The 12,208-nt window shown below is 72.3% G+C and carries 10 protein-coding genes and 1 tRNA gene; 6 read left to right on the forward strand and 5 right to left on the reverse strand.

Going from position 1 to position 12,208, the window contains the following annotated elements; translation table 11 throughout:
• The first annotated feature begins 103 nt into the window (after positions 1-103).
• From B7K25_RS09550 to B7K25_RS09560, 3 genes are read left to right on the forward strand one after another with little or no spacing between them, the layout of a single operon-like run.
• Entirely contained in the window at positions 104-1,078 is a 975-nt protein-coding gene (locus tag B7K25_RS09550; protein WP_084105771.1) for a LacI family DNA-binding transcriptional regulator, read from the forward strand.
• Between the two features lie 17 nt (positions 1,079-1,095).
• A complete protein-coding gene (locus tag B7K25_RS09555) occupies positions 1,096-2,640 on the forward strand; it encodes a mannitol dehydrogenase family protein (RefSeq protein ID WP_084105773.1) in 1,545 nt (514 codons plus the stop codon).
• Entirely contained in the window at positions 2,637-4,193 is a 1,557-nt protein-coding gene (locus B7K25_RS09560; protein WP_234988162.1) for a UxaA family hydrolase, read from the forward strand. Before B7K25_RS09555 ends, B7K25_RS09560 begins: the two co-directional genes overlap by 4 nt.
• Before the next feature lie 3 nt (positions 4,194-4,196).
• Here B7K25_RS09560 and B7K25_RS09565 read toward each other — a convergent pair whose 3' ends face one another.
• From B7K25_RS09565 to B7K25_RS09585, 5 genes are all read right to left on the reverse strand, one after another.
• Positions 4,197-4,700, reverse strand: coding sequence for an asparaginase domain-containing protein (locus tag B7K25_RS09565; protein WP_084105775.1), 504 nt, complete (start codon positions 4,698-4,700; stop codon positions 4,197-4,199).
• An 85-nt stretch (positions 4,701-4,785) separates the two neighbouring features.
• A complete protein-coding gene (locus tag B7K25_RS09570; RefSeq protein ID WP_084105777.1) occupies positions 4,786-5,592 on the reverse strand; it encodes an energy-coupling factor transporter transmembrane protein EcfT in 807 nt (268 codons plus the stop codon).
• Positions 5,589-7,343, reverse strand: coding sequence for an ABC transporter ATP-binding protein (locus B7K25_RS09575; protein ID WP_084105779.1), 1,755 nt, complete (start codon positions 7,341-7,343; stop codon positions 5,589-5,591). Before B7K25_RS09575 ends, B7K25_RS09570 begins: the two co-directional genes overlap by 4 nt.
• 66 nt (positions 7,344-7,409) lie before the next feature.
• On the reverse strand, positions 7,410-8,336 hold the full coding sequence (locus B7K25_RS09580; protein WP_084105781.1) for a cell division protein FtsQ: 927 nt from the start codon (positions 8,334-8,336) through the stop codon (positions 7,410-7,412).
• 45 nt (positions 8,337-8,381) lie between these two features.
• The gene (locus B7K25_RS09585) at positions 8,382-10,007 is read right to left on the reverse strand and encodes an HAD family hydrolase (RefSeq protein ID WP_159450175.1); all 1,626 of its coding nucleotides are present in this window, start codon (positions 10,005-10,007) and stop codon (positions 8,382-8,384) included.
• Between the two features lie 92 nt (positions 10,008-10,099).
• Between B7K25_RS09585 and B7K25_RS09590 the strand changes: the two genes are divergently transcribed.
• The 3 genes from B7K25_RS09590 (at position 10,100) to B7K25_RS09600 (ending at position 12,202) form a co-directional block, all read left to right on the forward strand.
• Positions 10,100-11,098 carry a LacI family DNA-binding transcriptional regulator gene (locus B7K25_RS09590; RefSeq protein WP_200807914.1) on the forward strand — a complete coding sequence of 333 codons (999 nt, stop codon included), beginning with the start codon at positions 10,100-10,102 and terminating at the stop codon, positions 11,096-11,098.
• 29 nt (positions 11,099-11,127) lie between these two features.
• Positions 11,128-11,200 (forward strand) — tRNA-Arg (locus tag B7K25_RS09595).
• A 354-nt stretch (positions 11,201-11,554) separates the two neighbouring features.
• On the forward strand, positions 11,555-12,202 hold the full coding sequence (locus B7K25_RS09600) for an NAD(P)-dependent oxidoreductase (protein WP_084105785.1): 648 nt from the start codon (positions 11,555-11,557) through the stop codon (positions 12,200-12,202).
• Positions 12,203-12,208 lie beyond the last annotated feature (6 nt).

Here is a 12,208-nt window from a genome sequence, read left to right on the forward strand (position 1 = left end):
TGGTGTGGCATGATGGGAAGCCAAGCCGTCTCGGCCACGTGTGCGCAGAATGAAACAGTGAAATCGCAATCACGGTCCGGGACATCACCAGGAGGAGGCACGGATGGCCACGCTGCGCGACGTCGCGATCGCCGCCGGCGTCTCCCCCGCGACCGCCTCGCGCGCGCTCAGTGCGCCGGACAGCGTCTCCACCGCTCGGCGTCACCGCGTGATCGAGGCCGCGGAGCGTCTCGGATACCAGCCCAATCGTTCCGCCCAAGCTCTGGCGTCGGGCCAGTCAGGGCACGTCGGCCTGGTCCTGCCCGACCTTGCGAACCCGTCCTTCGCCGCCATCGCCAAAGGTGTCCAGGCCCAGGCACGAGGCTCGCGCCACTCCGTGCTGGTCGCAGACACCGACGAGGACCCGCGCGCCGAGCTCGCGATCGTGCGCGATCTCCAGGCCAACGTGGACGGCCTGGTGCTGTGCTCGCCTCGTATGCCCGAGGAGCAGATCCGCGAGTGCGCCGCCGCCGGCCCGCTCGTGCTCGTCAACCGCGAGGTCGACGGGCTGCCATCGGTGACGTTCGACTCCGCGAGCGGCGTGACCCAGGCCTTGCAGCACCTGCGCGCTCTCGGCCACCGGCACATCGCGTACATCGGTGGCCCCACCTCGTCGTGGTCGGACGCCCACCGGCGCCGCGCGCTCGGGTCCGTCGACGGGATCGAGGTCACGGACGTCGGCAGCCACCGCCCCATCCATCAGGGCGGCGTGGCCGCGGCGGACCTCGCGCTCGAGACCGGCGCCACCGCCTTCCTCTGCTACAACGACCTCATCGCGCTGGGCGTCATGTTCCGCTTGCGCGCGCGCGGCGTGCGCGTCCCCGACGACGTCTCCGTGGTCGGCTTCGACGACATCGGCGCCGCCTCGTACGTGTCTCCCCTGCTGACCACCGTCGCCATCCCGCTCACCCGCGCCGGGCACGAGGCGACGACGATGCTCGAGCGCCTGCGACTCGACGGCTGGGACGGCCACGCCGTCCGGCTGCCCGTCGAGCTGCTGGTGCGCGAGTCCACCCGCCCCGTTCCCACCCCGGCGTGACCTCAGGAAGGACGACGATGACCTCACTGCCCCGCCTCTCCCCCGACACCCTCGGCCGTCTCGCTCCGGGCCTCGGCGCCGAGGTGAGCCTTCCTGCCGAGTTTGACCGCGCAGCGGCTCCCGGCATCGTGCACCTCGGCATCGGCGCCTTCCACCGCGCCCACCAGGCGGTCTACACCGAGCGCGCCGCAGCGCACGCGGGCGACGAGCGCTGGGGCATCCTCGGCGTGACGCAGCGCTCCGCGACGGTGCGCGAGCAGCTGCGACCCCAGGGCGGCCTCTACGGGGTGCTCGAACTGTCCGAGGGCGCCACGGCGCTCGACCTGATCGGCTCGGTCCGCGACGTCGCGTTCCCCGGCGAGGAGACTGCGCGCGTGTTGTCGACCGTCGCTGCGCCGACCACGCACATCGTGTCGCTCACGGTGACCGAGAAGGGCTACCGGCGCGCCGACGGCGGCGGACCCAACCTCGCTGACCCCGCGCTCGCCTACGACCTCGACGTGCTCGCCGCGGAGATCGACGGGCGTCCGAGCGACGACAACGAGCCCTCGCGCAGCGCGAGCGGCCTGCTGCTGCGCGGCCTCGCACGCCGCCACCGCGCGGGCGGCACGCCGCTCACGGTGCTCGTGTGCGACAACCTCATGGACAACGGCCCCACGGTCGAGCGGCTCGTGCATCGGATCCTCGAGGTATCGCCCGCGGCGGGCGCGACGAGCCTGCTCGACTGGATCCGCACCTCGGTGACGTTCCCCGCGACCATGGTCGACCGCATCGTCCCGGCGACGGCGGACGCTCATCGCCGGGTCGCCGAGTCCGTCCTCGGCGCGACGGACGCGGGCCTCGTCGTCGCCGAGCCCTTCACCCAGTGGGTCATCGAGGACCGCTTCGCCGGGCCCCGCCCGGCATGGGAGGCCGCCGGCGCCACGCTCACCGACCACGTCGCGCCGTACGAGCACGTCAAGCTGCGCATCCTCAACGGCACGCACTCGGCCCTGGCGTACGGCGGCGCGCTGCGCGGCTACGCCACCATCGCCGAGGCTGTCGCGGATCCCGAGCTGAACGACTTCGCGCGCGCGCTCATCGACGAGGACGCGATCCCCTCGCTCGCGGACACCGGCGACATCGACCTCGAGGAGTACCGCGAGTCGGTGCTCGAGCGCTTCGCCAACGGCGCGATCGGCCACACCACGGTCCAGATCGCGATGGACGGCTCGCAGAAGCTGCCCATCCGCATGCTCGCGACCGCGCGCGACCGCCTCGGCTCCGGCCACACGCCGTTCGCGATCGCCCGCGCCGTCGCCTCGTGGATGCTCTACGTCCACGCGACCTCCGAGGGCACGTTGGAGGTCGCCGGCCGCACCGTCGAGCTCGACGACCCCGCCGCGGACCGCCTCGCGCTGGCCGCCCGCGGCCCGCTCGACGGCCTCGCCGCGCGCATGCTCGACCAGTCCGGCGTGTTCCCCGAGGACCTCGCCGAGAACCTGGTCTGGCGCGCGGCCGTCGGCGCGGCCGTGCGCGACCTGCGCGCGGGGGCCCCGGCCCTCGCGGGGGCGACGTCGTGACCGAGCCGGCGAGCGCATCGGCCCTGCCCCTGTCCGACGTCGCGCTCGTGCTGTCGCCGCAGGACGACGTCGCGGTCGCGACCCGCGACCTCGCGCACGACACCGTGCTGACCGGCGGGCCGGACGGCGACATCACGGTGGGCTCGAACATCGGCCGCGGCCACAAGGTCGCGCTGCGCGCCGTCGAGGCCGGAGCGCCGGTGCGCAAGTACGGCCAGGTGATCGGCCTCGCCAAGGTCCCGATCAAGCCCGGCGCGCACGTGCACGCCCACAACCTCGGCATGGACGACGGCGACCGCGAGATCGAGGTAGGCGTCGACCGTCGCCCCACCGTGCCCGCGTCCGAGCGCCGCACGTGGCAGGGCTACCGCCGCTCCGATGGCTCGTGGGGCACCCGCAACTACATCGGCATCGTGACCTCGGTGAACTGCTCGGCGTCCACGGCACGCATGATCGCGGACCAGTTCCGCGGCCCCGTGCTGGACGCCTACCCGCACGTGGACGGCGTGGTGGCGCTGACGCACGACACCGGCTGCGGCCTGGTGCCCACCTCCGAGGGCGCCCAGGTCACGCGGCGCACGCTGCAGGGATACGCCTCGCACCCGAACATGGCGGGGCTCTTGGTCCTGGGGCTGGGCTGCGAGATGCTGCCGGCCGCGACCATCCTCGACGGGCTCGCGCTGCGCGAGGACCTGCCCGTCACCGAGCTCACCATCCAGGACACCGGCGGCATCCGCGCCACCGTCCGCGCAGGAGTCGCGGCCATCGAGTCGATGCTGCCCGGCGTCGAGGCGCTTCGCCGCGAGGAGGCGCCCGCGAGCGCGCTCGTGCTGGGCACCAACTGCGGCGGCTCGGACGGCTACTCCGGCATCACCGCCAACCCGGCCCTCGGGTTCGCCGGCGACCTGCTCATCGCGCAGGGAGGCGCCTCGGCCCTCGCGGAGACCCCCGAGGTCTACGGCGCCGAGCATCTGCTGCTGCGCCGCGCCGTCTCGCAAGACGTCGCCGACAAGCTGTTGGGCCGGCTGCGCTGGTGGGAGAAGTACGCCGCGGACGGCGGCGGCACGCTCGACAACAACCCCTCTCCCGGCAACAAGGCCGGCGGGCTGACGACGATCCTCGAGAAGTCCCTCGGAGCGGTCGCGAAGTCAGGATCGTCGGAGCTCGTCGCCGTGCGCGAGTATGCGGAGAAGATCGATCTGCCCGGCCTGACCTTCATGGACACCCCGGGCTACGACCCGGTGTCCGTGACGGGTCTCGTGGCGGGCGGCGCGACCGTCGTGGTGTTCACCACGGGCCGCGGATCCGTCCTGGGCTGCAAGCCGTCGCCGTCGATCAAGGTCGCCACCAACACCGAGACCTACGACCGCATGACCGAGGACATGGACCTCAACGCGGGGCGCATCGTCGACGGCACCGCGACCCTCGAGGAGGTTGGCCGGGAGATCTTCGAGAAGATCCTGTCCGTCGCCTCGGGCGAGCAGACCGTGTCCGAGGAGCTGGACCTGGGCGCGGACGAGTTCGTGCCGTGGCAGCTGGGGACGGTGACCTGAGGCTCAGCCCTCGAGCTCGACGAACTCCCCCGTCGCGGTGTCCTTGCGGACGGTGCCCGCGGCGAAGAGTCGCGCGCCCATCGCGACGTGCACGCCAGGCGCGGCCAGCTGCGCGGCTGCGAGCGCGAAGCCGAGGTTCAGCTGGGCGTCCGAGCCGCTGACGGACTCTGGGCGCAGCGCTCCGGTGAGCACGACGGTCACGCCGTCAGGGATGCGCTCTGCCAGGTAGGAGGCCGTCTCCGCCATGGTGTCGGTGCCGTGCGTGATGACGATGGCGCGCTCGGGGCTCGCCGCGACGGCCTGCGCGAGGAGCTCGCGGTCCGCGTCGGTCATGTCGAGGCTGTCCTTGGCGAGCACGCGCGTCACCCGGATCGCGATCGACGGCACCACGGTGGCGAGCGTCCGCGCGACGGCGGGCTCCCCCACGCCCAGCTCGCCGCTGAGCAGGTACTCCTTGTCGATGGTCCCGCCCGCGGTCAGCACCGCGAGGTGAGTGGTCGTGCTCATGGCGCCCCTTTCCGTGCCGGCCAGCCCGGCAAGGATACGGGCCCGGACGGAGGGCCGATGCGCTCGCCGCGTGCCCGCTCGACCCTCACCCAAGCGTGACGACGGCTCCCAGCTCGAACGCACCCACCACGGCGACGACGGTGACGGCCACCACGGCGACGTCGAGCACACCGATGCGCAGCTGCGAGATCCGCAGCTCGCGACCCTGGTTCGCGGTGAAGCCGCGGGTCTCGAGGGACTCGACGGTGGTGCGCACGCTCTTGGCGGTGTTGAGGAAGATCGGATAGAACGCCTGCACCGCCCAGGTGCCCCACCGCAGCAGCGCCCGCCACCCCAGGAACCCTCGCGGCCCGGGCGCGCTGCGCAGCCGCAGCCCCGTGAACACGACCCCGAACTCCTCGAACAGGATGGGCATCATCCGGTAGCCGTACGAGACGCCGAAGGCGAGCAGCTCGGGCGCGCGCCATGCCAGCAGACCTGTCGACAGGCTCTCCGGATCGAGCGACACGAAGGCCGCGATCGACGCCAGCGACACCGTCGCGAGCTTGAGGTTCAGCTCGACCAGCGCGAGGGCCGTGCCCGCGTCGCCGCCGAAGAGCCACGCGGCGGCGAAGGCCCAAAAGAAGTCGCCCACGAAGCCGATGATGAACAGGCCGAGCACGAGCGGCCCCACCCGGGCGAGCGCCGCGGACGCCGCCGTGATGACGAACAGCCCGATGACGGTGACGAGGTTGTGCGTGAACCACGGGACGATCGCCAGCAGCAGGTACCAGGCGAGCACCATGCGCGGGTCCATCCGCGCGAACAGCCCGCCACGCGTGGCATACGCCGTGCGGATCAGCTCGAGCTTCACCCACTCGACCGACAGGACGTCGCGCTGCTTGCGGCTCATGCCCGCACCTCCGTCTCGGTGAGCACCACGGCCTCCCGCCACTGGGCCACCGACAGCGGGGCGGGCACGATGCCGAGCGCGCGCCCGAGGGCGGTGACCTGCGGAGGCACCACGTGCGCACCCGCGAGCAGGTCGTCCGAGGCAAAGAGCTCGGTGGGCGTGACGTCGGCGAGAACCCCTCCCCCGCCCAGGACGATCACGCGGGTGGCCCACTCGGCGACCAGGTGCATGTCGTGGGTGGCGACGACCGCGGCGTCGATCGCGCCGCGCAGCTCCTCGAGCATGTCGATCACCGAGTTCCGGCTCGCGACGTCGAGGCTCGCCGTGGGCTCGTCCGCGAGCAGCAGCGACGGGGTCATGGCGAGCCCGATGGCCAGGGTCGCACGGCGCTGCTGGCCGCCCGACAGGGTGCGTCCGTCGCGGTCGGCTAGATCCGCGAGCCGCACGCGGTCGAGCACGCGGTCGACGAGCGCGTCCGCGTCGGCGCGCTTGCGACCCGCGGGGAACATCCGCACGTCGGAGCGGATCGAGTCCTTGAGGAACATCTGCTCGGGACGCTGGAACAGGTAGGCCGCGTGGTCGGCAAGCTTGGTCGCCGAGGACCGACGAGTGTCGATGCCGTCGAGGGTGATGGTCCCGGCTCTCGGCACCTGGAGGCCGCACAGCAGCCGCATGAGCGTGGACTTGCCGGCGCCGTTGCCGCCCACGAGCGCGACGCGGTCGCCCGCGCGCACGGTGAGGTCGATCCCGTCCAGCACCGGCAGCAGCTCGCCGGAGACGGACTTGTAGCCGTGCGAGACGCCGCGAGCGACGGCCACGACGCGCCCCTCGGGCGCATCGGAGCTGGCCGATGCGATGGGTGGCCACGTCGTGCGCTGCTCGGCTCCGGCGGTGCGCAGCACCGCCGCGGCCTCGTCGACGGTGCGAGGCGCGGCTTGGAGGTCGAGGCCCTCGCAGGCCTCGACGATCTGCGGCGCGGGGATGCCGTGCGCCGCCAGCTCGGCGGCACGGGCCGCGGCCTGCGGCGCGGGCAGATGCCACACGGGAGCGCCGTCGTCCATGAGCACCACGGACTTGGCGTACTGGGCGATGAACTCGGCGTGGTGCTCGATCACCACGACCGTGATGCCGTGGCGCTCGTTGAGCTCCGTGAGCCGCTCGTACAACGCGTGGGCGCCGGCGGGGTCCACCTCGGCGACCGGCTCATCCACCACGATCACTCGCGGGCGCATCGCGAGCACCGACGCGAGGGCGACCAGGTGCGCCTGGCCGCCGGACAGCTGCCACACGAACCGGTCCGCGAGGTGGTCGATGCCCAGAGTGTGCATCGCCTCGAGCGCGCGCTCCGCGTAGTCGGCCATGCCGAAGTTCACGGGCCCGAACTCGACCTCGTCGCGCACCCGGGGACGCACCAGTTGGTTCTGGAAGTCCTGGTAGACGTAGCCGACGGTGGCCGACAGCGCGGCCACCGAGGACTCGTAGGTGTCGATGCCGGCGACGGTGGCCTCGCCAGCGAACTCGCCCTCCCAGAAGTGCGGGACCAGTCCGTTGAAGGTCTTGCACAGCGTGGTCTTGCCGGAGCCGTTGCCGCCGATCACGGCGACGAAGTCGCCCTCGTCGATGCGCAGGCATACGTTGCGCAGGCTGTCGCGCTCGGCGCCCGGGTAGCGGAAGCTCACGCGGTCGAGCTCGATGATCGGGGTCGCGCCACTCGGAGGCTGGGTGGGCGGGATCTGGTGGTGCGAGGCCATGGGGTGGTGGCTCCTGGGAGTCGGTGGGTGGGCGCCGGCTCGGCCGACGCCCACCCGGGGACGGGATCAGTCGCGCGTGGTGTCCGCGTCCTCGCGGTCGCGGCTGCGGCGGCTGAGCTGGACGAGCGCGACGCCCACGAGGAAGGCGATCGCGGCGGCACCGATGCCCACCCAGATGAAGCCCGGGCCGTAGGTGTCGAGCCACTCGGGCTCGAACACGCCGAACTCGACCTCCCACACCTCGAGGAAGGCGAAGAGGAACGAGGCGACCGCGAGCGCGAGGGCGACGGCGACGAAAAGCCCGGTGCGCGGCGCCGAGCCCTGGATCGGCTCCCCTGGCACGCGAGGACGCATGCCCAGCAGCGGCTCGATCCTGCCGTGGAGGGCAGGGATGAGCCAGATGGCCGGGATGACGCCGAAGAGCACGCCGCTGATGAGGATGTCGACGCCGAACCCGATGCCCTCAAGCAGCAGGATCGACTCGGGCAGGCCCTCGACGTACTCGGCGTCCTCGACCCCGATCCACACCTTCGACAGGTCGACGATCGCGGACAGGGCCTTGTCGATGACGACGACGGTCACGGCGGCGATCGCGATCTGGATCCTGTTGCGCGGGTTGCGGATCAGCGAGCCGGCGATGTACAGCGCGAGGAACATCTGGATGACGCCCTCGACCTCGGCGAGCCCAGAGAAGTCGCCCATGAGGAGGTCGACGAAGATGACCTCGCCGATGGGCGCTCCGAGCGCCGCCCAGAACGGATTGAGCAGCGCGACGAGCGTCAGCGGGACGAACACGAAGTAGCTGACGGACACGTCCACGGGGCCGATGGTGACGTCGGGAACGATCTCGAGGACGAGGTTGGCGACGCCGGACAGCGCCATGGACAGCACGAACACCATGAGCTTCTGCGAGCCCGTGAGGTTGCGCGGCAGCCCGGCGGCTGCCCCTCGCAGGCGCCCGGCGCGCTCGTCGGGGACGGTGGTCTGAGACATCAGTTCTCCTTGATGGTGGGGGTTCTCAGGCGGATGGGTGACGGGTCAGGCGGGTTCTGCGGGTGACAGCGTGGGCAGGGCCGATGCGCCCTGGAGGAGCGCGAGGAGACCGTGGGCGTCCTCGACGGCGTGGGTGGCCAGGCCGTCGGCGACCGCCCGGTCGATGGCCTCGTCGTCGATGGCGCCGCCGCGCACGACGACGCGGCGGGCGATGCCCGCGGCCTGGGCGCCGGCAGCGTCGGCGTGGGGCTTGTCGCCGTAGAACCAGCTGGCCTCGGGAGCGGCATCGGCGATCGCAAGGGCCTCGGCGACGATGCTCGCGTGCGGCTTGCGCAGGCCCAGCTCGTCGGAGCAGACGTACGCGCCGATGAGGTCGGACAGGCCGTGCTCGGCGCACGCGTCGCGCACGGCGCGGCCCGACAGCGTGTTGGACACGACCACCACGGGCATGCCGGCCGCGCGGCAGTACGCGAGCGCGTCGGCCACGCCGGGGCGCAGCACGCGGCGGCTCTTCGCGCGGCCGTAGCGGTGCATGAGGTCCACGGCCTCGGCGCGCAGCACGGCGCGCGAGCGGTCGTCCATGCCGTGGCCGAAGTGCTCGACCCAGAACTCGAGCGGGCTGGTCTCGGCGAGGCCGTCGCCCTTCGCCGCCGCGCGGCGGTCGCGGGCGGCACGGATCAGCGCGATCGCGTCGCCGGGCTCGACCGGCGCATCCGGCGTCGACAATAGGTCGGACAGTCGCTCGCCGAGTGCGAGCATCTCCTCGGGGTTGGGCTCCGACAGCGAGATGACGCCGCCGTGGTCGATCAGCAGGGCGCCGCGGGCGCCGCTGCCAGACTCGTCGGCGCGTGCCGCCCCAGCCGCAGCGTGGCCGCCGTCACGGAGGGCCGCGACCAGCGCATCGGCGAGCTGCTCCGGGGAGTCCAGGACCGCATCGGCGCTCTCCCCCACCTCGAACGGCGGGCGATCCGTGTGCTTGTCCCGGGTGATGATGACCGTGCCGACGCCCGCGCGGCGGCCGGCCACCACGTCGCGGTCCTGGGTGTCGCCCACGTACCAGCAGTCCTCGACCGCCACGCCGACGGCGGTCGCCGCGAGGTGCAGCATGCCGGGGTGCGGCTTGCGGATCCCGACCTCGTCGGAGTACACCTGCACCGCGAAGCGGTCGTGGATCCCGAGGGCGCTGAGGATGCGGCGGTGGCTGCGGCCCGAGTGCGCGTTGGAGACGATCCCGACGGGGATGCCGGAGTCGCGGGCGGCGTCGAGCGTGCGCATGATCCCTGGGCGCAGGTGATGGTCGGTGGTGATGGTCGCGATCGCGTCGAGCAGCTCGGCGGCCTCGGCCACGAGGAGCCTGCGTGCGGGCTCCGGCAGGTCGGACGCGAGGAAGTCGCCCACGATCTCGCGCGGCGAGAGCTCGCGCGGCTCGCGTCGGCGGCTCGACGCGTGCTTCCAGTGAGTGAGCGCGGTCAGTCCCGACGCCAGGGACCGGGCGACGTCCTCGGCGGGCACCGAGACGAGTCCGCGCTCGAGCAGCCCGTGCACGTAGGTCGCGGCCTCGTCGACCCCGCCGTCCCGCTTGACGGTGGTGATGATGACGCCGCCGAAGTCGAGCAGCAGGGCGCGCGGCGAGGGCAGTGGAGAGGGGACGGAGGCGGTCGATGCGGTCACGATCTGGACGGTACTGGAGCGTTCCAGTCGGGTTGCCGGATGTTTCCCGAAGTTCCCCGATCGTTCACCGAGAGTTCTGATAGAAACAGGACGTGGCATCCCCCGACCGCGCGGCCCCGACCATCGTCGACGTCGCGCATGCCGCCGGCGTCTCGAAGTCTCTGGTGTCGCTCGCGATCCGCGGCGACGCCGGCGTGTCCGAGGCCACGCGGGAGCGCATCCTCGCGGTCGCGGCGGCCCTGGGCTACCGCTCCAACACGCTCGCGCGCGGGCTCGCGCGAGGCCGCACGCAGGTCATCGGCGTCGTGGTCTCCGACCTGCGCAACCCGTACCACGCGGACGTCGTCACCGGCATCGAGACCGCGGCGCAGGCCTCCGGATTCGGCACCATCATCGGCCACGGCCAGGCCTCACCCGAAATCCTCGCCCAGCGCCTCGACCAGATGCTCGACTTGGGAGTCGATGGCGTCATCGTCGCCTCGGCGATGCTGCCGCCCGAGGCGCTCGACGTGGTCGCGGAGCGCCGGCCGCTCGTCATGGTGGGGCGCCCCTTCGAGCAGCCGCGCCAGGTGAGCGTCGTGCGCAACCACGACGAGCGCGGGGCGGCCCTCGCCGTCGAGCACCTGCTGTCTCTCGGCCACGAGCGCATCGTCCACCTCGCGTCCTCCCAGCGCGCCGCCGCCCAAGCGCGGCGCGCGGCCTACGGCGAGGCCGTCACCAAGGCCGGCCTCCAGGCGACGACGCTCGCGGTCGGCGAGGGAGGCGTGGCCGAGCTCGTGGCTTCGCTCGAGGGCCCCGCGGCCCCGACGGCGTGCTTCGCCGGCAACGACCGCGCGGCCGTGGCGCTGCTGCACGACGCCCTCGACGCCGGCATCGGGGTGCCCGACCGGCTCAGCATCGTCGGCTACGACAACGCGGAGGTGGGCCGCCAGGTGCGACCAGCGCTCACGACGGTCGAGCAGCCTCGCGAGGCGATGGGGCGCGAGGCCACCCGGCTGCTCCTGGACCGCATCGACGGCGACGGAGAGACGGTCGAAGTGACGCTCGAGCCCCACCTCATCGTGCGAGGCTCCACCAGCGCGCCCTGGTAACCTTGACCGTCGCGGGGTCAGCCCCGCAGGCCCCCGTAGCTCAGCGGATAGAGCGCCGGTTTCCGGTACCGAAGGTCGCAGGTTCGATTCCTGTCGGGGGCGCGTCGTATGCTCGCGACACATGAGCCGCAGGGCACGCTGAAAGGCGTGGCTCCCTGCGGCTCTGTCGTTTCCGGCCGCCTCCCGCGACCCATCGCAGCTCGTGGAGCCGTCGCCCACGTGCGGCCTCACACGGCGCCGAGCGACCTTCACCAGGCTCGACACCCCGAGGACCGCGACCCCTCCCCCGTCACCAGCGCCGAGCCGCTCGCGCACACGGCGCAACGGCTACCCGTCTCGTTGGACGCTGAGCCTTCTGTTGCACAAACGGATAGCTGTCCGCTACTCTGAAGTCAATCGGACACTTGTCCGTTTAGACTCGTGCGAGGTCCGAACCCCTCGCGAAGGGAGCACGCCATGCGTGTCGCAGTCCTCGGCGCCACCGGTCGCACCGGTAGCCGCCTCACCACCCTGGCGCTCGGTGCGCAGCACGATGTCGTCGCCTATGCGCGGCGCCCCGATGCCATCACGCCGCAGCCAGGTCTCGCCGTCGTCGGCGGCGAGCTCGACGATCTCGACGGGATGACGTCGGCCCTCAGCGGGTGCGATGCCGTCGTGGTCGCGCTCGGTCCCAAGGTCAGCCAGGCGCACGCCCCGATCATGCAGACCGCCATGCCCACCGTCATCGCGGCGGCGCGCGCCGCGGGCGTGCGGCGGATCGTCGTGCTCTCCGCGCTCGGCGTGGGCGAGACGTTCGCCAACACCCGCTACCCCTATCGCTTCGGCTGCCGGACGTTCCTCGCAGGGAACTTCCGCGACCACCTCGCTGGGGAGAGCCTGCTCGAGGACAGCGGCCTCGAATGGACCACGCTCCACCCAGGTCCACTGGGCGACGGCGCTGCGACGCCCAAGCCCACGATCATCGAGGCGACGCCCGACTACGCGATGCCTCGCGCCCCTCGAACGCAGCGCTCCGACGTCGCGGCCGCGATGCTACGGATGCTCGACGACCCGACCACGTACGGCAAGCGGATGCTCATCACGTCCGCGCGCCAGATGCCCTAGACCCCA

This window comes from Demequina sp. NBRC 110056 (assembly GCF_002090155.1).
Classification (GTDB): domain Bacteria; phylum Actinomycetota; class Actinomycetes; order Actinomycetales; family Demequinaceae; genus Demequina.